Origin of the sequence: Natronorubrum amylolyticum (genome assembly GCF_052040145.1) — an archaeon.
Lineage (GTDB): Archaea > Halobacteriota > Halobacteria > Halobacteriales > Natrialbaceae > Natronorubrum.
Genome location: NZ_JBPPFW010000002.1, coordinates 632,033 through 652,904, shown reverse-complemented (window position 1 = coordinate 652,904; position 20,872 = coordinate 632,033). Strand labels below are relative to the sequence as shown.

The 20,872-nt window shown below is 63.1% G+C and carries 19 protein-coding genes; 10 read left to right on the top strand and 9 right to left on the bottom strand.

From position 1 onward, the window contains the following. Nucleotides 1–58: 58 nt before the first annotated feature. The 4 genes from ACSFDB_RS09495 to ACSFDB_RS09480 form a co-directional block, all read right to left on the bottom strand. Complete coding sequence (locus ACSFDB_RS09495; RefSeq protein WP_440770754.1) at nucleotides 59–1,216, bottom strand: M24 family metallopeptidase; 1,158 nt, start codon at nucleotides 1,214–1,216, stop codon at nucleotides 59–61. Beyond that, complete coding sequence (locus ACSFDB_RS09490) at nucleotides 1,213–3,084, bottom strand: UvrD-helicase domain-containing protein (protein ID WP_440770753.1); 1,872 nt, start codon at nucleotides 3,082–3,084, stop codon at nucleotides 1,213–1,215. Before ACSFDB_RS09490 ends, ACSFDB_RS09495 begins: the two co-directional genes overlap by 4 nt. Before the next feature lie 105 nt (nucleotides 3,085–3,189). Further along, on the bottom strand, nucleotides 3,190–3,348 hold the full coding sequence (locus tag ACSFDB_RS09485) for a DUF7563 family protein (protein ID WP_440770752.1): 159 nt from the start codon (nucleotides 3,346–3,348) through the stop codon (nucleotides 3,190–3,192). A 217-nt stretch (nucleotides 3,349–3,565) separates the two neighbouring features. Further along, nucleotides 3,566–3,751, bottom strand: coding sequence for an HVO_0416 family zinc finger protein (locus ACSFDB_RS09480; protein WP_440770751.1), 186 nt, complete (start codon nucleotides 3,749–3,751; stop codon nucleotides 3,566–3,568). 169 nt (nucleotides 3,752–3,920) lie between these two features. Here ACSFDB_RS09480 and ubaA point away from each other — a divergent pair, with 169 nt between their 5' ends. The 5 genes from ubaA to ACSFDB_RS09455 all read left to right on the top strand — a co-directional run bounded on the left by ubaA (nucleotide 3,921) and on the right by ACSFDB_RS09455 (nucleotide 9,681). Further along, on the top strand, nucleotides 3,921–4,763 hold the full coding sequence (gene ubaA, locus ACSFDB_RS09475; protein ID WP_440770750.1) for an SAMP-activating enzyme E1: 843 nt from the start codon (nucleotides 3,921–3,923) through the stop codon (nucleotides 4,761–4,763). A gap of 384 nt (nucleotides 4,764–5,147) precedes the next feature. Continuing rightward, a complete protein-coding gene (locus tag ACSFDB_RS09470) occupies nucleotides 5,148–7,037 on the top strand; it encodes a DUF4013 domain-containing protein (protein ID WP_440770749.1) in 1,890 nt (629 codons plus the stop codon). Between the two features lie 191 nt (nucleotides 7,038–7,228). Beyond that, on the top strand, nucleotides 7,229–7,894 hold the full coding sequence (locus ACSFDB_RS09465; protein WP_440770748.1) for a hypothetical protein: 666 nt from the start codon (nucleotides 7,229–7,231) through the stop codon (nucleotides 7,892–7,894). A gap of 3 nt (nucleotides 7,895–7,897) precedes the next feature. Continuing rightward, on the top strand, nucleotides 7,898–9,025 hold the full coding sequence (locus ACSFDB_RS09460) for a PrsW family glutamic-type intramembrane protease (protein WP_440770747.1): 1,128 nt from the start codon (nucleotides 7,898–7,900) through the stop codon (nucleotides 9,023–9,025). Further along, nucleotides 9,022–9,681: a hypothetical protein gene (locus tag ACSFDB_RS09455; protein WP_440770746.1), complete on the top strand. Its 660-nt coding sequence runs from the start codon at nucleotides 9,022–9,024 to the stop codon at nucleotides 9,679–9,681. Before ACSFDB_RS09460 ends, ACSFDB_RS09455 begins: the two co-directional genes overlap by 4 nt. A gap of 136 nt (nucleotides 9,682–9,817) precedes the next feature. Here ACSFDB_RS09455 and ACSFDB_RS09450 read toward each other — a convergent pair whose 3' ends face one another. Beyond that, the gene (locus ACSFDB_RS09450; protein ID WP_440770745.1) at nucleotides 9,818–10,765 is read right to left on the bottom strand and encodes a hypothetical protein; all 948 of its coding nucleotides are present in this window, start codon (nucleotides 10,763–10,765) and stop codon (nucleotides 9,818–9,820) included. 155 nt (nucleotides 10,766–10,920) lie between these two features. Here ACSFDB_RS09450 and ACSFDB_RS09445 point away from each other — a divergent pair, with 155 nt between their 5' ends. Both ACSFDB_RS09445 and ACSFDB_RS09440 read left to right on the top strand, forming a co-directional pair. Beyond that, the gene (locus ACSFDB_RS09445; protein WP_440770744.1) at nucleotides 10,921–11,700 is read left to right on the top strand and encodes an endonuclease/exonuclease/phosphatase family protein; all 780 of its coding nucleotides are present in this window, start codon (nucleotides 10,921–10,923) and stop codon (nucleotides 11,698–11,700) included. A gap of 77 nt (nucleotides 11,701–11,777) precedes the next feature. Beyond that, entirely contained in the window at nucleotides 11,778–12,434 is a 657-nt protein-coding gene (locus tag ACSFDB_RS09440) for a phospholipase D family protein (RefSeq protein WP_440770743.1), read from the top strand. Nucleotides 12,435–12,441: 7 nt separating this feature from the next. On the opposite strand, the gene ACSFDB_RS09435 is transcribed toward ACSFDB_RS09440, so the two are convergent. The 3 genes from ACSFDB_RS09435 to ACSFDB_RS09425 form a co-directional block, all read right to left on the bottom strand. Then, entirely contained in the window at nucleotides 12,442–13,227 is a 786-nt protein-coding gene (locus ACSFDB_RS09435) for an SDR family oxidoreductase (protein ID WP_440770742.1), read from the bottom strand. Between the two features lie 87 nt (nucleotides 13,228–13,314). Then, on the bottom strand, nucleotides 13,315–14,790 hold the full coding sequence (locus ACSFDB_RS09430) for a sodium:solute symporter family protein (RefSeq protein ID WP_440770741.1): 1,476 nt from the start codon (nucleotides 14,788–14,790) through the stop codon (nucleotides 13,315–13,317). After that, nucleotides 14,787–15,131 (bottom strand): DUF3311 domain-containing protein, encoded by a 345-nt coding sequence (locus tag ACSFDB_RS09425; protein WP_440770740.1) that lies wholly within the window; start codon nucleotides 15,129–15,131, stop codon nucleotides 14,787–14,789. The genes ACSFDB_RS09430 and ACSFDB_RS09425 overlap by 4 nt, the downstream gene beginning before the upstream one ends. A gap of 175 nt (nucleotides 15,132–15,306) precedes the next feature. On the opposite strand from ACSFDB_RS09425, the gene ACSFDB_RS09420 reads away from it, so the two are divergent. The 3 genes from ACSFDB_RS09420 (at nucleotide 15,307) to ACSFDB_RS09410 (ending at nucleotide 18,178) form a co-directional block, all read left to right on the top strand. Beyond that, complete coding sequence (locus ACSFDB_RS09420) at nucleotides 15,307–16,173, top strand: ArsR/SmtB family transcription factor (RefSeq protein ID WP_440770739.1); 867 nt, start codon at nucleotides 15,307–15,309, stop codon at nucleotides 16,171–16,173. Nucleotides 16,174–16,325: 152 nt separating this feature from the next. Continuing rightward, nucleotides 16,326–17,753 (top strand): DNA primase DnaG, encoded by a 1,428-nt coding sequence (gene dnaG / locus ACSFDB_RS09415; RefSeq protein WP_440770738.1) that lies wholly within the window; start codon nucleotides 16,326–16,328, stop codon nucleotides 17,751–17,753. 155 nt (nucleotides 17,754–17,908) lie between these two features. Next, nucleotides 17,909–18,178 (top strand): hypothetical protein, encoded by a 270-nt coding sequence (locus tag ACSFDB_RS09410; protein ID WP_440770737.1) that lies wholly within the window; start codon nucleotides 17,909–17,911, stop codon nucleotides 18,176–18,178. Nucleotides 18,179–19,380: 1,202 nt separating this feature from the next. Here the strand turns inward: ACSFDB_RS09410 and ACSFDB_RS09405 are convergent. Next, nucleotides 19,381–20,733: a DUF92 domain-containing protein gene (locus ACSFDB_RS09405; RefSeq protein ID WP_440770736.1), complete on the bottom strand. Its 1,353-nt coding sequence runs from the start codon at nucleotides 20,731–20,733 to the stop codon at nucleotides 19,381–19,383. Nucleotides 20,734–20,872: the final 139 nt, after the last annotated feature.

Genomic DNA, 20,872 nt, shown 5'->3' with positions numbered 1-20,872 from the left:
CGAGTCCGAGCCGATCAGGTAAACCGCTGTTTCGGTCCCGACACGGTCCCGCTCCACGTCAGTCCTCGAGCACCGCCGACGGCTCGAGCGACCGCGACGGCGCCTCGAGATACGTCGCCCGCTCGCCGTCCTCGGCTTTGACCAGCAGGTCAGCGATCCGAAGCCACGCCCCGTCGCCGACGCGAACGGCCGACTCGAGTCGGACGACGCTCCCGGGTTCGACCGTCTCGCCGCCCTCGAGCGGGCGTTCGCAGGGCTCGAGACCGACGCCGAACGCTCGCGTCCGGACGTCGTCACCCTCACCGAAGCCGAACGCGCGGACTTCGGCCTCGAGATCGGCTTCGACGGCGGTGACCGACTCCGTGTCCGCGGTCAGCATCGCGGCCGCGGAGCGAAACGACTGCGTCGCGCCGACGTGGGCGCGGCGCTCGCTGCCGCCGTCGCCGTCGACGACGAGCGTGCGGGCGAGCCCGGCGTGATAGCCGTCGGGGCCGCGAGGGGCCGTCTCGAGGACGATCGGTTCGCCCGCTCGAAGGGGTTCGTGTTCCGTATCCGGAGTCGAGGGGGTGTGCCCCGGATCGGGGTTGACGACCGTGTTGCCCGCGGGAAACGAACCCGCTGAGACGATGGCCTCGTCGACGGTCGTTCGGAGCCGACTCGGCGTTACCGGCTTGCCATCGGCCAAGAGTCGACCGTCGTCGATCACCGCGCTCGCGAGCAGCGACGCGGCCCGTCGGATTCCAGCGCTCGCGGCGGCCTGTGCATCCGCTATGCGGTCGCGCTCGGCGTCCGTTTTCCTCGCTCGAGCGCGCTCGAGGACGTCCGTCGAGGCGAGATCGAAGCCGGCCTGTTCGAGGTAGAGCGCGGCGTCGTGTGGCACTCGTGCGGGCGTGAGTATCGTGCCCGATTCGAGCCGTTCGGCCAGTCGAGTCGCGAGCGCTTTCGCGGGGTGGGTCGCCGCGTCCCGACTCGAGTCGACGAGCCACTCGTCCCCGTCGAACGCGATAGCGAACGTGGGACCGGCCGCGGCGCGGTCGACCGTCGAACCGCCTTCGAGGGCCGACCGGCAGTACCGAATGGACGCATCGTCGCGGGTCCCGACGTGAACGAACGCACCCGCGTCTCGGCGCTCGAGCGTGTCGCGAACCGTCGACTCGAGGTGCGAACCGACAGTCTCGCTCTCGAAACCGTCTGCAGATAGTTCCGCGTCAGTCACGGCGCTTCGGCTTCGATCTCCTCGCCGTCGGCGTCGGTGTCGACCGGCTGCTGGGCCTCCTCGATCAGGTCCTCGAGCGGCGTCTCGAGGCGTTCGTTGTGGAGCAGGACGTCGATCGGAAGCGTCGGTGCGCCGTCGACGAGGTTCTCGAGCAGGACGAGTCGTTCACGAGCCCGGGACATGCCGACGTAGAAGACGCGGCGTTCGTTGTCCGTGAGGACGGGAACCGGCGAGGTCGTCTTGGTAAACTCCTCGCAGCCGGGGATGGCCGTCGGGTCGTCGACGGTCGCGACCATCTGCTCGACGACCTTCTCGGTGAGGTCCGTGCCGACGATGACGTGGTCGGCCTCACGTCCCTTCGCGGAGTGGATGGTGCCGACGCGGACGCGGTCGGTCTCCATCTTCGAGTACTCGCCGATGGCGAAGTAGGATTTGACGCTCTTCTTTTGGAAGTTGGTGACCTTTCGGAGCATGTCCGAAGCGGATGCTGGACCGGGCATGAACGGGACGTGATCCTGGATGACCTCGGCGGGGATCATGAGGTCCTCGAGATCCTCGATTCCGGACTCCTCCTGGCGCTCGTCGATCTCGTCGAAGAGCGCGTCGCGGTCGTTGGTGCCGAAGGCCGACTCCTGGAGCATATCGGCGAGGCGTCGGGCCTGCAGGCCGGTGACGTCCTCGCCCGCGTCGATCGCCTCGATGGCTCGGACGTACTGGGTGAGTCGGTCGGTCCACATTCGCTGGTCGGTCAGGGACGTAAACGGCATCCCTTCGGTGATGAACTCGTCGATGAACTGGAACATCTGGTAGCGCGCTCGGAAGAGCACCATGACGGTTCCCTCTTCGACGATGGATCGCCGAACCAGGCGCACGACGTCGAGCATGGAGGCGTTACGTCGAGCCTCGACGGCCCCGCCTTCCGTGCGCGGTTTGAGGTCCTTGTCCTGGCGCTTGTCGATGTGACGGATCTCCTTGTTGACCGCGTTGAGCACGTTCGAGGGGAGCCGGTAGGAGTTCGGCAGAATCACGTCGTCGTCGACCTCCTCGTCGAGCAAGAGCGCGGGGTCGGCGCCCTGCCAGGAGTAGACGACCTGATCGTCGTCGCCGGCGATCAGGACCTGCCTCATGTGCGGTTTCCACTCCTCGTATACGTCGTACTGCAGCGTCGTGATGTCCTGAAACTCGTCGATCACGAGGTAGTCGACGCTCGGGAGCAGTGAACGCTGTTTCACGCGCTCGAGCATGTCCGCGAAGCCGATCTTCCCGTTCTCGCCCTTGTAGGCGCGCCAGGCGCGAATCGCTTCGGGGACGTCGATACGGTCGTCGTCGGAGGGCCACGTCGGGGTGTACTTGTTGCCCTCCTGGGCGTTCGGATCGATTTCGGGTGGGAGTCGAACCTCCTCTTCGTCCCACTGGAAGGGGACGTCGTACCAGTCGGCGACGTCGCGACTGGTCCGCTGGAGCCACTGACTCGTCGCGATAACCTTGTTCCCGATCGTGGTCGACCGGGCCGTCCGCCGGCCGGCGCCGCTGTACTCGTCTTCGTACTCGATACCGAACTCGTCGCAGAACTCCTCCTTGTCGGACTCGCCGATGACGTCGCTTCGAGAGAGATCGAGCAGCTCGTAGGCCTTCGCGTGCATCGTACAGACGTTGCCCTGCAGCGCGCGCGGACTCTCGTCGAGTCGCTCGGCCAATCGTTCGCGAACCTCCTGTGCAGCCGCTCGCGTGTACGAGACGACGAGGATATCCCGGAACGTCACGTCATCCTGTTCGAGGATCTCTTCGACGTGGTCGAGCAGGGCAGTCGTCTTGCCGCTGCCCGGACCACCGAACAACCGGGTCACCTTCGTCTCCGTGGTAGCCATTGTAGCTGTTCAAGGGCGCAATACCCATAAGTCACGTGGATTATCGTCGGCAAAAATGCCGATGCAGGCACCGATTTCGCCTGCGAGCGACCGAAGCTAACCGTTTCAGGGGTTTCGCGGAGAGCGGGCGGTTCGTACCTCGGCACCGTCGCGAATCTTGTCCTGGCAGTCCGGACAGACTCGCGGGTTCTCGACACCGCGTGGGGTGAACACGCGAGCGTACGCGTCGGTGACGAACGCGTCGCAGTTTTGGCATTCCGGCATAGTGGTTCTCACTGAACTGTTGGGAAGCCGCACATTATAATTCTATCGTACGTTCGATAAGGAAAATAGTACGGGACAGCCGATGATCGCCGGCATACTGATACCACGGTGGCGTCGACGAGACTGTTTTCGAGGCCGCGGTCTCGTAGACCGAGCGACGGCGTTCGCTCTTGGGCTCGAGTGCGCTTGATACTGCGTGAAAACGAGCTGCGGTCGTTCAGACCGTGGGCTCCCAGCCGCAGACGGTGCAGGTGCTGGCGGACGTATCGTGGAGGCCGCCACAGTCGGGACACTGCTTCTTGTTATACTCTTGGTCCCACCCGACCCGTTCTACCGTGTGACCGCGGTCCGTGAGGAATTGGTCGATGACGTCGTCACCGGCGTCAGTGGGTGAGGTTGCCATAGGTGTGTCAATACCACCCACACTATTAAACTGTGTGGTCGCCCCATATTTCTGCCTCGACCCGATCGACGCAGCTCACCGGGGCGCTTTCCCCCACGACTGCCCGCTCGATACCAGCGTCGCTGTGCCGACCAGCGGACTTTTCTCGGTCTCGGCCGAATAGCTACCCATGAGCGACCTGCGCCTCGATGCGACCCAGCTCGATCGCTACTCGAGACACGTGATTATGGACGAAATCGGGCCCGAGGGCCAGCAACGGCTGCTCGAGAGTTCGGTGCTGGTCGTCGGCGCGGGCGGACTCGGCTCGCCGGCGATCCAGTACCTCGCGGCGGCCGGGATCGGCCGTCTCGGGATCGTCGACGACGACGTCGTCGAACGGTCGAACCTGCAACGACAGATCGTCCACGGCGACGACGACGTTGGCCGGCCAAAAGTCGAGAGCGCGGCGGACTACGTCGCGGCGCTCAACCCCGACATCGACGTTGAGCCACACGAGACTCGCCTCACGGCGGATAACGTCGCGGCGCTGGTCGACGACTACGACGTCGTCCTCGACGCCAGCGACAACTTCGGGACCCGCTACCTGCTCAACGACCACTGCGTGCTCACCGGGACGCCGCTCTCCCACGGCGCGATCTACCGCTTCGAGGGGCAGGTGACGACGTTCACGAACGAACGCGGCACGGAATCCGATACTGATTCGCCGTGCTACCGCTGTATCTTCCCCGAAGCGCCCGAGCCCGGAACCGTCCCCGACTGCGCGACGACGGGCGTCCTCGGCGTCCTGCCCGGCACCGTCGGCTGCATTCAGGCCACGGAGGTCGTCAAGTACGTCCTCGGAAAGGGCGAACTGCTCGAGGGGCGGCTCCTCATGTACGACGCGATGGACATGACCTTCGAGACGGTCGACGTCCTGTCGAACCCGTCCTGTCCGGTCTGTGGCGACGAGCCGGATATCGAATCCGTCGAAGACGTGAGCTACGAGGGTAGCTGCGAGATTTCGGCTGACTGAACCGTTCCGCTCTCGGGAATACAATCGATCGATCTGCATATATCTGGTAGCCGGCAGGTCGTTATCGCCGGAGAGAGTAGTTGATACGATAATCCACATCACACTTGATGACTGCCGGATTGATTTAAGGCAGTTGATGACGTATATTACCTGGGACAACTCGGCGACGACAGTCGACGTATTGATTCGGGTCTCTGGAAGCGCCGTCCCGGTGAACCAGGTATGAAAGATACTTCTCAAAACGTAGGTGAGCGGGGTCGCACCACCAACGCAGCGACGACCCGGACCGCCTCGGACCAGTCGGACGCGGAGCTGCACAAGCTAATCACCGTAAGCACGGTCGAAGACGCGCTGGGCCGCGTTCTAGACCAGCGTTACACCCAGTTGCTCGGCGTCGGATTACGCTATCCGCTCACGAACCAGAATCCGCTGAAAACCGTCTTTCTGGGTGGCTCCCTACTCCTCCCGTTCGTCATCGCGATCTATCTGCTGATCAGCCCTGTCTCCCATACCGGCATGCTCGAGCAACGCGTTGGCAGCGCCGTCGTGATGGTACCCGCACTTGCGCTGTTCTTGCTCGCTGGTCTCTCCCTTCCCGCGATCGGCTATCTCGTCTACGTCGTGCAACGGTCGGCGACCGGCGATGACGTACTGGGGGACTTTCCAGACCGTCAGAACCGAGCCGAGTGGAAGAAACTGTGGATCGTCGGCTCGAAAGGGGCCGTCATCGCCGTTTTCTGTTTGCTGGCCCCGTTCGCGTTCCTCTCCAATACCATCGGGGGCGTAATGAGCAGTGCCATCTCCCATCTATTAAGCTTGACATTCTCGCAGTCGTATGTGTATGCGCTGGGCGCGGTCATCCTCCTCTCTGTCTATCCAGCGATCATCGGCGGGTTCGTTAAACATGGCCGCGTCTCGAAGGGGTTAAACGCAACCGAGCGGCCGGTGTTGATGAGTCGGAAGTATCTGCGTGGTGTCGTCGTACTGATCACGCTGCTCGCGTTCATGCTGGTTAGTATTCAGGTCACCGTCGACCTCTTCGGTGTCTCCGCACTCGCCGTCATTGGTCCAATCGCCTTCTATTTTCTCCTGGCGATCCACCACGTGATCGGGCTCATCTGGCGGGAACCGACCGACGAAGGCGCGACCGAACACGAACGGCCAGCGGTACCGATACTGACGCCTGACGAACCCCAAACGGACCCCGTGGCGGATGTCTTCGGAGGGGACCCAACAACAAACCTCCACGAAGTCGCCGTCTGGGAGGCTCGGACGCGGTTCGATCGGTTCGTCCTCCGCACTTACGAGGGCGTCCGAAAGCAGTCCTTGCTGCTGGTTTCCGCATACCTCGTAGTCGCGTTACTCATCATGCTGGCAGGCTGGTATCAGTCGGCGATCGTGTACGGATTCGATCGTATGTTCTTCGTGTCAATCCTCCCGGCTGCGCTACTCACCGGCTACATCTGGTACAGATACGCCACCCCGGGATCATCGTTCAAATCCATCCTCATCACCTTTATTCTTGGAGCCGCGTTCTCCGCCGGTGTCAGCGAAATCATCAGCATCGACGCACCTCTCGGGGCCCTCGCGAATTCAGGAGTCGTTGGTACCTTTCTGTACACATTCCTGTTTTTATCACCGGCGCATTTGCTTGCCTCGATGGCCGCGGTCGCCATCTACGCCTATCGGAGCCACGACATGAGTGCAGTGATCGACGGCGCGGTCTACGGAGCGATTGCTGGACTCGGTGTTGTCGCGATGACGAATTTCACGTGGTATATTGGTGACTCGCTCCCCCAGAGCGACTTCGCGTTCCGTCTCGTTCTGGCGATATGCGTCGTCGGTATCGCATCGTTTGGGGGGTACTATCTCGGTCTCGCGAAGTTCAACCCCGAGTATCAGGGCCCAATCGCGATCAAGGGGTTCGTTCTCATCGTGTTACTGATAGGAAGCTATGAGTTCAGCGTCCGAGTGTTAAATTATTTAACAGTTGGCGCGATGTATCCCGATCCCGAGGTGGCCGGGTCGATGACCCCGCAAACGATCCTTACCACCGCGTTTGCGGTCGCACTGCTGGTCATGCTCTACCGGAAACTGTCAGTGTACAGTGCCGCATACGCCAAGGCAACCGACCAGCGCCAGACGGCCGAGACAACTACTGGCGATGGCATCGTCGTCGACCGCATCCACGACTACCTCGAGGAACTGGTCGCGTTGCACGAACGCGGCGTCATCAGTGATACCGAGTTGTACGAACTCTCGAACCGGCGGTAACTCGTTCACGTTCGTTCATACTGGCGGTTCAGTGATTCGGATCAGCCCCACTATCTCAACTCGTCTGCGTTTGTCCGTCGCTCTCGCGGTGCCAGCCGCATCGAATCTAATACCTATCCATACAATCAGTATTTTCATAGAATTATGTCCTTTATGGATTGTATTATATTCCCTCGAGTCGTAATACCCCTATGGATCCACCGCAAATGCGACGACGATCGGTTTTGCTGGCAGGCGCTTCGACGATCGGACTCCTGTCGGGTTGTGTCGCGTGGCCCGACGGAGACGGCGGGCCGGGTGAAGAAGTACCACCGGAACCGCCTGAACCACCCGTGACCCAACCCCCTGGTGGCGATGAGGGCGACCCACTAATCGATGATCCACCGCAGAACCCGGATGGGCCGGGTGTCGCCGGTAGCGATCTCGCTCAGTATAGCAACGCGCAGTACCAGTATACCGTTCTCTACCCCGAGACATGGGTCGTAGACGAACAAGACCCTGCCGCGGTGACTTTCGTTCCCGACACCGACATTGGATTCCAGATCGCAAGCGTGTTCGAGAGCCAGTCCGAATCGTTGGAAGAACTCATCAACAGGCATATTCAGGCGAAACGCGAGCTCGCACCCGACGCGGAGGTTCTCAATCAGCAACAGATCACACTCCCCAGCGGGCAAGCCGCAGCGCTCGTCGATTGGAGCGCCACCTTTGAGGGCCTGTCAGTTCGGGCGAGAGCCGTTATTACGAACGCAGGGTCGATTGGCTACAGCAATGAGAACATCATGCTCGCCGACGCCTATACCGACGAGTTCGACGCTATTGCCGAACGGATCGCCGCGTCGCTGACCATACAGGGATAACAGATGGCCGACGACACGCGTTCAACTGATTGGTTCGAGCCGACCGACGACACCTCAGAAACGACCGACCCGGTCGCTCGAGCGACCGGGACGGAACGAGACCTCTACGGGATTTCAACGTGGGAAGAACGAACGGCGGTCGACCGTCTCTCCGCGACCGTCTACGAGACGCTCTGCTCGAACGTCCAGGCGACGATCGCGGCGCTGGTGTTGTTGATCACCGTTGGGACCATGCTGGGTATCCTGTTGCCGTTTTTGCTCATCTCGGATCTCCGGCCGTTCTTGCTGCCGGTGCTCTATCTGACTGGACTCTCTATCGTTCCCGCTCTGCTAATCGTCGGCTTCATCTGGTTCAGCGACGGAACGCTCCGTGAGCCGATCGTCCCCCTGCTGGTGACGTTCGTTCTTGGCGCGCTGCTCGCGGGGTTGGCAGCGATGACCAACGGCGTGTTCGTATTTCTGAACCTGCTGGGAATCGTCGGTGTGTTCTTGTTGTATTACCTCATCGTCGCGCCGGTCGAAGAGCTCGTCAAACTGGCAGCAGTCCGGGTGTTCGCCTACCGGACGGCAAACTTTTCTGCGGTGGTCGACGGCGCGATATACGGTGCCGTCGCCGGTCTCGGGTTTGCAACCATCGAGAATTTTACGTACATCGGCAACTTCGCGCTGCTGATCGGCCCGGATACGATTACTCTCATCCGGTCGTTCTCAGGCCCTGGCCACGTCATTTGGTCTGCAATCGCCGGCTACTATCTTGGGCTCGCGAAGTACAATCCCGAACACGCTGGTCCGATCATCGTCAAAGGCCTGCTCATCGCCGCGTTCTTTCACGCGACACACAATTTCGCCGCGGTCTTTATTGCGCCGCTCGGACTGGGTGTCTGGTGGACGTTCCAACTCTCGTGGCACGGCATCGCTCTCGCCTATCTCTGCATGCTGATCTGGCGCTACCGCAACGCCTACCTGCAGACCTATAGCGAAGAGCCAGCCCCCCTCGAGCCAAAAACTGAGCTGGCCGACACCGTCGACATCGACAGGCAACTCGAGCGGCTGACATCGCTTCATGAGCACGGCGTGTTCACCGACGAAGAGTTCGAACAGAAGCATCGGAAGATACGTGGACAACTATGAACCGCCGAACGTACCTCACGGGAATCGCCACGGGAGCGACGGCGTCGCTCGCAGGGTTTGCTACCACCAAGTCGGCCGAAGGCTCCGAACAGTGGCACGGAACGTACGAGGGTCCGGCTTCGGTATCCACCTACGAAGTGCAGTACGCAACCGACGAAATCAGCGGCTATCTCCCAGAAGAGTCCGCAACAGTTCCAGCAACCGTAAGCGTGACACCACCGCTCTCGACCGATGAAAACACCGAGACGAACCCGGTTTATGTCCAGGCTATTGGCCTCACGGACCTACCTGGCGGGGAAGGGGAATTCGTAATCACGTCGAGTGGAATATTCTCGACCCAGGATTATCCGGCCCCAGCGGTCGTTCAGGCGTGGAATTTTCGTTTAGAGGGCGAGACGCTCGCCGGGACGCTCAAGCAGAACGCGACGATCGTTTCCAATTTCTTTTTCACACGGGTGCCACCGCCACCCGGCGATGTCGTCGATCTGGGTATCCCAGTTCCGTTCAGCCTTCTGTATGCGACGCAGTTTCGAGCAACTCGTACGTCCGGCGGCCTATCCGTCGTCGTCGACACGCCAGTGATCGGAACGGAGACCAGGCCAGCGGATCAGCGGGCGTTTGCCGTGCGGATGGGGATGGAACTACGACGCCAGTGACCGGACCAGTGGATCACAGCCGTGAGGAGATGGACGCTAGTATGGACCGCTGTACGTCACTGCGGGCGCAATCACGACCGGCCTGCGATTGCACCGAGAAACCGGTACAGCAAACCGTCTGACCAGGGATGGTCGATCAATCCGAGACGGTCCCGTATATCTCTACTACCCCGATGAGTGCGATACAGGAGACGAACGCGATCGTCCCGAGTTTTCCCCCGGAGCCGCCGAACGCCGGGGTGACTAGCAGAAAGACGAGTCCGGAGAGTCCGCCAGCGACTCCGATCTGAACCAGCCCGGAGAGCCGTTCCGTACTCGACATCCCGACGAAGGAGGCACAGAAGGCGACTGCGGCCAGCGTCGCCCCGAACGCTGGAACGGCGAGCGGGAACACGACACTCGCGATCACGCCGACGACACCGGAGCCGACGACGGCACCCCACTCGAGACGAACGCTCAGGACGACCGTCGCGATGGCTCCGGCGACGGCCACCGGGACGATGAGGTGGGCGAGTTCCCACTGTGGGGCGCCCGGAGTGGCGAACTCGAGCCCCAGCAGCGCCGCGGTCGCGAGACAGCCGAACATGGCGAGCGTCCCCAGCTTGCCGCCGACGCCGCCGAACGACTCCGTCGTCGCGACGAATCCGAGTCCCGCGACGACGCCGGCGAGGGCGACGGACTCGAGCGACCCGAACACCGCCGGCGAGGCCATGCCGACGAACGACCCGCAGTAGACCGGCGCGCCGACCTTCGGAACGGCGAGCCCGGCGGCCAATCCGACGAGCGCGGAGGCGAGCACAGGTCCAACGCCAGCGTGGACGCTTAGCGCGTAGGTGACGACGGCACCGATCACGACTGCGACGGCGTTGACGGCGTCAGTTCGGCCGAAGGCGGTCGGTTCGAACGCCTCGAGTTCGCGTCGGTGTTCTATCACGCCGGCGACGGCGGCGGTAAACAGGATTCCGAGCTGGATTCCGATCGTTCCACTCGGCATCTCGATCGGAGCGAGTACGGACCCTACGAGCAACGCGCCGGCCGTCAGAAGCAACGCGAGGTAGCCCGCAAGCTGTGCCGGACGGTACACGAATCGAGAGACGAGAAGGTGAATTGAGAGGGTTACGGTTCGACTCGAGACCAGCGTCGGAGAACCCGACGCTAGTATCCTCGGAGAAATAGTTATATCGGATACCCCCTGAGTACGACCGAACGAGCGGTCGATACGTCCGACCCTCGACGCCTATGAAAATCCTCTCCTGTAACGCCGGCTACCTGCTCGGATACCAGAACGTCCTCTGGGGGTACCTTCCGCCGCCGATCACCTCGCTGTTCGGCGACACCGACGTGGAACGACGAAAGCTCGACCAACTCGTCTCGCTCGTCGAGCGCGAGCGTCCCGACGTGGTCTCGCTCGTCGAGATCGATCGAGGCTCGCACCGAACGGAGACCGACGGCCAGTTTCGCACGCTCGTCGAATCGCTTCGCGACCGGAAGCTCGCCTACGATGGCGACGTCGCCAACAAGTACGGCAACGGCGGGATCGTCGACTCGCTGCCGTTCTACGGCCACCTCGGGAACGCCGTGCTCTCCCGTTCGGGCCGTCCGACCACCGCTCACTACCTGTCGACGGGACGAAAACGGCTCGTCCTCGAGGTGTCGCTCGCGTCCGACATCGTCCTCTTCGTGGTCCACCTTTCGCTGCGCGCTCGAAGCAGGACGCTGCAGTTGCGGGAACTCGCCGCGCTGATCGACGAACGGGCCCGTGGACGGGACATCGTCGTGACCGGCGACTTCAACACCTTCGACGGCACGGACGAATTAACCGAACTGACCGATCGAGCGGGACTCGAGCCGCGAGTTCCCGGCGAGACCGTCCCGTCGCGACCGCTCGACGAACTGTTCGTCGACTCGCGGAGCCTCGACCTGTTCTGTTGTTCGCCGACGATCGACGTCGCACGTTGTGACGTACTCGACGTCCAGCTCTCCGACCATCGCCCAGTCGTCCTGGAAATCAACCGGTAGCCGGGCCGCGAACCGCCCGTTCTAGGGACCCCCCAACGTACCCGCCATTCAATAGCGACTCGATAGTGTAACCACCGATGAGCGAGTTTCAGACCGAACCGGCCGTTTCGTTGTTGGGAACCACCGACTCCAACCGGCGGGTTCAGGAGGCGCTGGCCGATCTGTTCGCCGGCAACGGGACGATATACATCGTCAGCGGCTACTTCACCTATCAGGGGTATCTGGCGATACGGGACGAGATCGTCTCGTTTCTCGAACGCGCTCGCGAGAACGAACTGGTGGCAATCGTCAGCCCGGCTTCCGACCAGTTTTCGGCCCGAATCGCCCACGACCTCTGGGCGCTCGACGACCACGAGCAGGTGCGGCTGTACAAACAGCCTCGAGGACTCCACGCGAAACTCTACGTCCGCGACGGTCCGAACCCGCGCTGCATCCTCGGCTCGGCGAACATCACGCAGGTCGCCTTCGAGTACAACATCGAACTGGGTCTCGAGATGACCAGAGAGAGCTGCGATCACCCGGACTTGCGGCCGTTCCTCGAGTGGGTCGACGAGATCGTGGCGATGTCCGAGCCGTTACGACGGCGAGACCTGTTCGGTCCCGTGCAGATCGGTTGCTCGTTCGTCAACTGGTCGCACAAGGCGCGGTTGCTTCCGACGCGTAACGTGGTGCTCAGAGTGGTTCCCGTGCTGATCAGTATCGTGGTGCTCGCGAGCCTCTTCCGATTCGTCTGAGCCGTCGCTAGCTCCGTAACAGTCCGCCGTCGATGGGCACGGCGACACCGTTGACGAAACTCGAGCGCGGACTCGAGAGCACGGTCACGATATCGCCCAGTTCCCGGGGTTCGCCGATGCGGTCCATCGGAATCTCGCTCGCGAGGTCGGTCAGTCCCTCCTCGTAGTCGTCGTAGACGCCGCGCTCGATGTTCGCCTCGATGAGTTCCTCGATACGGGGCGTCTCGATCGTTCCCGGCAAGACGGCGTTGACGCGAATTTCGGGAGCGAACTCCCGCGAGACCGTCTTGACGAGGCCGATCACGCCCCGCCGAACAGCGTTCGACAGCAACAGACCGTCCGCGACCTCGCGGACCGTTCGAGACGTGATGCAGGTGATCGAGCCGTAGTCGGACTCGAGGAGGTGCTCGTGGGCTTCCTCGATCGTCCAGACGGCGCTCATCACCAGCAGATCGTAGGCCTGGTACCAGTCCCGTTCGTCGGTCTCGAGGAAGGTCGTACTCGGCGGGCCGCCGGCGGACGTGACGAGGTGGTCGAGCCCGCCGAAGGCATCGACCGTCTCGCTCACGAGATGGGAAACATCGTCCGGATCGGTTATGTCAGTCGGAGTCGCTCGGACCTCCCCCGCAGCCGTCTCGCTGATTGCCTCGCGGGCGTCCTCGAGTCGGCCCTCGTCGCGACCGCAGAGCATCACGTTCGCCCCCTCTTCGGCGAGCGCTTGGGCGCTCGCGTAGCCGAGGCCGCTCGAGGAGGCCGTTACCAGTGCGCCGTTCCCGTCGAGATCGAGATCCATGCTCGAGTACACGCGGACGTGGTACTAAGTCTCAATGTCACTGGCAAGGCGGTCGTGAGGGGGGGTCGACCGAGGTGGACTCAGCAATCAGTCCGCGCCCAGTCCGTCGAAGTAGATCGTCCGGCGTTCGTCGTCGGCCGGCGTCGTCACGAGCGAGACGCCGACGGTGACGAGCAGTCCGAGCCCCATCCCGACGAGTCCGGCCGTCCAGCCGGCGTACGCGCTCGGGACGGTCGCGAAGAAGAGACTCGAGAGGTAAAAGGCCTGACTGACGACGATGCCGGCGGTGATGCCGGCTCGAGTCGTCCGTCGCCAGTAGAGCGCGACGAGCACGGGCAGGGCGAGTTGGGCGAAACCGCTGAACGCCGCGTCGCCGAGTTCGAACAGCGTCGCGGGATTCCAGAGGCTGGCGACGAAGGCGGCGGTCGCAAAGCCCACGACGCCGACTCGAGCCAGCAGGTCCTCGCGGCGATCCGAGACGTCGCGGTCGACGAACGGGCGGTACAGATCACGCGTGAAGTAGGACGACCCTGACAGGAGCATCGAGTCCGACGAGGACATCATCGCGGCCATCGCGCCGGCGATGACGAGCGCGGCGAACCAGACCGGCGTGTACTCGGCGAGAATCACCGGCAGCACGTTCTCGCCCTCCGGAATCGCCACGTCGAGCCCGCGAGCCCACGCGCCGAGCATGAACGAGGGGACGAACAGCAACACGCAGAGGATCGGCCACAGCGCGAACGAGCGCTTGAGCACCGTTCTCGAGCCCGCGGCGAAAAAGCGCTGGTTCACCTGCGGGAACATCGCGACGCCGAAGCCGATCGTGATCGCCGTCGAGAGCATCCACTGTGGCGTGTAGTAGGCGCTGCCGAGCGAGAGGAACTCCGCGGTCGCCTCGTTGGACGCCAGCGCGTCCGTCGCGGCGCCGGGACCGCCGACGACGGCGAGCACCCAGAGCAGGGCGACCCAGGTCGCGACGAGCATGAACGCGCCCTGCAGGGTGTCGGTCCACGCGATTCCCCGAAACCCGGCGACGACGACGTAGAGGATCATGAACACGGTGATCAGCCCCGCACCGGCGGCGTACGGAACGGCGCCCTCGGTCAGCGCCTCGAGGGCGGTGCCGGCGCCGACCTGCTGGAGCATGACGTACGGAAAGAGCCAGAGCAGGCTGATGCCCGCGACGAGCCCGCGGAGGCGTTTCGAAGCGAACCGGTCGCCGAGCATCTCGCCGAGCGTGACGTACTCGTAGCGTTGGCCGAGCAACCACTGCTTGTAGCCGATGACGTACCAGAGGACGGCGAAGATGATCCCGTCCATCAGCCCCATGACGAGGATCCACTCCGGTCCCTGCGCGTAGGCGATGTTCGGGCCGGCGAAGAACGTAAACGCCGAAAGCAGCGTCGCGAAGGTCGTAAACAGCAGCACGATCGTTCCGACCGTCCGACTGGCGAGGTAGAAATCCTCCGCCGTCCGGTCGGTCAGCCGGTAGGCGACCAGCCCGACCGCCAGCGCCAGGAGCAGGTAGCCGACGATGATGCCGAGTTGGAGGGCGAGGCTCACGGTCGGTCACCTCCGGCGGCCGACCGCGATGGTTCGTTTCGTTCGCCCTGCCCGTTTCGTCCTGCCTGCCCATTTCGTCCCTGCCCGCTCCGCCCGTCCCCATCGTTCGAGTCCCCCGCGCTCGAGTCTCCCTCCGATCCGGTTTCGATGCCGATCCCCCACGCTCTCCGGGTGAACAGGTAGAAGACGACCGACGCGAGCCCCATCCAGCCGATATGCCACCAGAGCCACACCGGCAGCCCGGTGACCACCGTCGCGTCCCCCCAGAGGAACCACGGGATCGCGAGCGCGCTGAGGACGACCGCGACCGCGATCCAGCCCACGAGTTCTAGCCGACGCATATCCGGAGGTTGGGATCGACGCTGATACTCGTTTCCATTCAACAGCCCCGATTGAAGAGAATCCGTTATCGATCCCTCGAGCCCCGCTCAGTCGCACGCTTTTCCAAGGTGAAATCGCTCTTTCAGGGAGGAGAAAACGTATAGGTACTGCCAGACGAATGCAACTCGAACTGATATGGCCCGGCTGTTCCCGTTCCGTTCCGAACCCGCAGAACACGAGGGCCAGCCACGTATCGTCGACCTCGAGGGCGAGGACGCCGACGCCGTCTTCAGCGCGCTCTCGTCGACGACTGCGCGCCAGATCTACGCCCGACTGGACGAGGAGCCCGGAACGCCGAGCGACGTCGCCGAGGCGATCGACTCCTCGATTCAGAACGTCCGCTATCACTTGGAGAAACTCGAGGACGCCGGCCTCGTCTCGGTCGTCGATACGTGGTACTCCTCACGTGGCAACGAGATGAGCGTCTACGCGGCGACGGACGGTCCCCTGATCGTTACGGGCGACGAGTCGGCAGCGAGCCGAATCCGTGAGGCGCTCTCCCGGTTCGTCGGCGGGATCGGCGCGCTCGCCGGCGGGAGCCTGTTAGTCCACCACGGACTCACCCGGTGGGCCGAGTCGGCGACGGACTCCTCGGGGGCGGGGACGGCCCCGGCGGGGGCAGAAACGGATGATACCGACGGTCGAGACGCCGACGAATCGGAGGACGGTGCAGACACCGAATCGGACGACTCGACGGACGACGCAGCCGACGACGATTTCGGCGCACAACAGACGGATGCGGAAGACGAGGAGATTGACGAGGCCGACGAGGCGGAATCTGACGACGCCGACGTCGCGTACGACGAGGAGGGAACCGGCGAGACCATCGACGCCGACCCGACGGCGGGCGACGGCGCTGTCGAACCCGCGGGCGACAGTACTGCGGCGGTCGCCCAAACGCTGTTCGAGACCGTTCCGCCGGGGCTCCTCTTTTTCCTCGGTGGCCTGCTCGTGTTGACCGCGGTCACCCTCTACTGGTACTGGTACCGACCGGCGTACTGACGGCGTACCACCAGTCGGTTGCCGTGGTACCGAGCAGCGTACCGGCGAGAGACGAGGTCCCAACAGGTCAACAGCTATTTCCCCGTCACGATCCAAAATCTACATAACCGACCGCGGCACCGCGTCTGCGGTGCCCCTCGAGGGGATTCCCCATGGAAGACACGTCGAAATACCTCATCCACGCGAACGTTACGGCTGACGGTGTCGTCGAGCGGAGCGACGTCGTCGGCGCGATCTTCGGCCAGACCGAAGGCCTGCTCGGCGACGAACTCGACCTCCGCGACCTCCGCCAGTCGCAGAAAGTCGGCCGTATCGACGTCGAAATATCCAGCACCGCCGGCCAGTCACACGGCCACCTCACCATCGCGACCAGCCTCGACAAGGTCGAGACCGCGACGCTCGCCGCCTCGCTCGAGACCATCGACCGCGTCGGGCCGTGTCGGGCCGACCTCGAGGTCACCGAGATCGAGGACGTCCGCGCGGCCAAGCGAAAGGAAGTCGTGAATCGAGCGAAAGAACTCCTGCAGACGGGGTTCGACGACAGCGTGATGAGTTCCGAGGAGATCCTCGCCGAGGTCCGCCAGCACGTCCGCGTCGAGGATATCACCGAGTACGAGGGGCTACCGGCCGGCCCCCGTGTCACCGACAGCGACGCGATCATCGTCGTCGAAGGTCGCTCGGACGTGCTCACCCTGCTGAAGTACGGCGTCAAGAACGCCATCGCGGTCGAAGGGACGAACGTCCCCGACGCGGTCGCGGAACTGACCCGACACCGCACGGTCACGGCCTTTCTCGACGGCGACCGCGGCGGGGACCTCATCTTCGAGGAGCTCTCGCAAGTGGGCGACATCGACTACGTCGCGTTCGCACCCTCCGGCACCTCCGTCGAGGATCTCGACCACCACCAGCTGTTCGCGTCGCTGCGCAACAAGGTCCCCTACGACAACGTCTCCGGATTGAACAAGCCTCGAGAGGCCGTCGCGGCGACCGACGGGAGTTCGACCCCCGCCCCGGCACCAGACGCCAGACGCACGCACGGATCCGAAGCCGCATCCCCGACGTCGATCGACGAGACGTCCGGTTCGACCGACCGATCGACGGGGACGGCGAACGCGGCCGCCGACGCGACGGTCGCTGGCGAGGCGGCGGCCGAGAGGGAGGTTGCCGGTCCGTCCGACAGTTCCTCGAGCGCGCAGTCGGCCGCGAGCACCGACGCGGGGTCGACACCAGCGGCGGACGCCGACACGACGGCCGAACCCGCGGGCCCGGAGACCGTCTACGGCCACGCATCGGCGATCATCCGAGACGGCACCGACCGCGTTCGATTTCTCGACGCCGATGGCGACACTATCGACGAGACCGACGCGAACGACGCCTACGACGCGCTCGAGGACCTCGAGTCGGCACCGACGACGGTCGTCTTAGACGCGATCCTCAGCCAGCGACTGCTCGATTTAGCGGCCGACCGGGGCGTCGATCGGATCGTCGCGCGCTCGCTCGGCCAGTTCACCAAACGGCCGACGGACGTCCGGATTCACGCAATCGACGACGTGGCGGCGGAACGCCCCGATTCGGGCTGAGCGGAGACTGGCTGACGGACCGATTGCGAGTTGTGGGGAGGCGGTTCAGCAGCACTACGTATTGACGTGCGTGCGTTCCGCTCGCAAACGCGGCTCGGACCGAGATGTTGATAATCGGCTCCCCTCGAGTTCCGCTCGAGATGTCACCTCCTCCAATGGCAGCACTCGTCCTCCTCGCCGGCTGGGTGCTCGTGTTGTTCGCCGCGACGAACGCGGCGGCGTACAGTCAGTGGCGAGCGACCCGCGGGTACGATGCTGTCGACTCGACGGGTCCGTCGTCCGACGACGCGGCGGATCCGTCGTCCGACGATTCGCCAGGCCGGATCGGTATCGACTCTCAGCAACCGGAGTCGGCGGAGCGGGCTCGAGACGATCGACGGGCGTACGGGAGGCGGGACGACGCCGGTGCGGTCGCGGACGATTAGTCGGCCATTTGTCACCGTTTTGAATATCGTCGGTGCGGGTTGTCCGGTTACTTGTTGAGCGAACTGATGGCTCTACTATTCACTCAACTGTCAGCAACACTTGAGAATCGTGCTGAATTCAGGATGCGAACGTGGCACGAGCCGAGGGTCACTTTCCTCAGGGTGGTGAACGGTCAGTACGGGTAGTACAGTTCCCGAACCCTGCAAAATGAGCTACGGCTGAACGGGACGATTGCGAACGGTACACCGAAGTTGCAGCTAGAACCACGAGATATTTTGAGAGAGACCGCTGCAAACATGAGGTCGGCTTGCGCTATGATAAAAGGTTATCCGGGTAGACCTGTTACCTTTGAGTAATGATGTCCGGCTTGTCGGAGGGGTGGAACCGACTGCGGATTCGGAGCCCACGGACGACCGACTGGATCGTCAATTTTTTTCTGGGCCTTTGTGTTCCTCAGTGCCATTAGCTGGATCCCACAGGGAAGTACTGCGTTCCGAGGCGACGTTCTGGGTGCGGTTTACTTGCTCGGTGTGTTGTTCGGACTCGGAATGAACGTCCTCATACACCGTAGACAACGACTTGGCTTAATTGGAGGATTGCTTTTTATCGGCGTTAGCTTCGCTGAAACCACAGTAACCAACCCAGGATATTCAACAGCGGGTGAATTAGCCGGTGTCACCACCCTGTATCTCGTCGGCTGTGGCGTCGTCCTTCTGTGTCGTGACGAGTTTTCACCTGATGACGGTCAGTGAGTCAACCATCGGTTCGTCGAAATTCGTATTAACTGTCAACAGCAGACGATAGTGTCGTTTCATTATTCAGAGTTAACTGTAACACGCACGTCCAGTATTGGGATATCTCACTCAAACGTATCCTTCAATATCAACGGATACCGTCTCTGTGACCCCGTTTTTTCACCAATAGTATGATGTCCTGGGGGTGGGTTATAAGATTATTATCAACACCAAACCTTGGGACCCTATTGACACTCCAATCTTGATTCATCGCAATGGGTTTAATTGCACCCGACGCAAGGGCTGTCTCTGATTGTATTCCATTTGAATCGTCGTGCTGCATCCATCCGCTGCATTCAGCAGGCCGTTTCTGACGCCTATCCAGGAGCTAGGTGGCTACTTCGTAACGCCTGCCCGGTACGTACCGCCGACCGTGATACTCTCACAGCTCGGTCCCAACACGCTTGCTAACCGAATATTGTGAACGACAGCACCACGAGCGCACAGAACAGCGCGCCCGACAGCGTCGCGAGGAAGTTTACGCCCTGATTGCCGAGGACGTGGCCCTCGAGCGTCGCGCCCAGCAGGCTGTCGACGGTCATGCCGACGATGCCGGCGGCGACGATGACCGCCGCGCCGACGACGCCGACCTCCGGGAAGAGGACGTAGGAGATGCCGGCGACGACGGCGGCGCCCGCGATACCGGCGATCTCCCCCTGCCAGGTGACGCCGCCGTCGGTGCCGGGTTCGACGGGTTCTAAGGTGGTGATCAGCCGCGGGGTGTCGAAGACGCTCCCGATCTCGCTCGAGAGCGTATCGCTCATCGCGGTCGAGACGGAGCCGGCGAAGGCGAACAGAAAGAGCCCCGGCTCGGGATTACCGGGCAGTATCGTCGCCGAACTCGCTGCATAGCCCAACACGGCGACGATCGCGACGGCGGCGTTGCCGAGTACGTTGCCGCTGCCGCGGGCGCCGTTGTTGTCCTCGGCGACGCCCAGTTCCTCCTTCTCCTCGTAGCGGAACTTCGAGGAGAGCCCGCCGATGGCGAAAAAGGAGATGAGGACGACGAACCAGCCGTAGCCGCCGAGGACGATGGTCAACAGCCCCAGCAGGATGCCGGTGAGCATCCCCGCGATCGAGGCCGTTTCGAGGGCGTACGAGGCGTAGCCGAGGGCGATGGTGATCCCCAGCGCGGCGACGATCTCCACGCCGTCGAGCGTCAGCGCCGGCTCGAGTTCCGCGAGCAGCCAGCCCAGCAGGCCGACCGAAAGCATGACGATGGGGTCGTCGCGGGCCAGCAGGACGTCCCGGAGCAAGGCGGCGAGCAAGGCGGCGCTCGCGCCGAGAAAGAGCATCGTCGGGACGGTGGTTCCGATCGACTCGAGCGAGTCGGCGCCGTCGGTCAGCGACTGCGTGATCGCCTGCCCGCCGACGGCCGCGACGGTCGCGACCAGACAGAAGACGGCAACGAGGACGACGTCGTGGTCGGTCCGACGGCTGGCGAGTTGCTCCGCGGCGTTTCCGTAGCCGACGAGGAGCACGGCGGCGACGAAGACGGCGACCGACATCGAGGCGGTGACCGCGATGAGACCGAGCGTGACGGCTGCGAGGACGAACGTGATGAGTCCGTAGAGGCGACCGTCCTCGTAGTCTCCCGGATACGCGAGGAGGTCGAAGAGCGGACCGTCGGTCACGGCGAACGCCCCTCCGATCACGACGGCCGCGATCGCGGCTCCGACCCAGGGGCCGCCGAGGGGCACGGCGAGGACGAGCGTACAGAGGAGCGCGAACGCTCCTGCTCGCCGAACGGGTGCTGTCACGATACCGAGTCCTTTCTGTGGCGTTTACTTGAAGGTTCGTGAACCGCGCCGCGGCCGTTCTCACCGTCTTCAACGGCGCTACCCGGAGAACATGTAACTGCAGAGAGAGACCATCAACTCCGTCTGGACGACTGTCTCG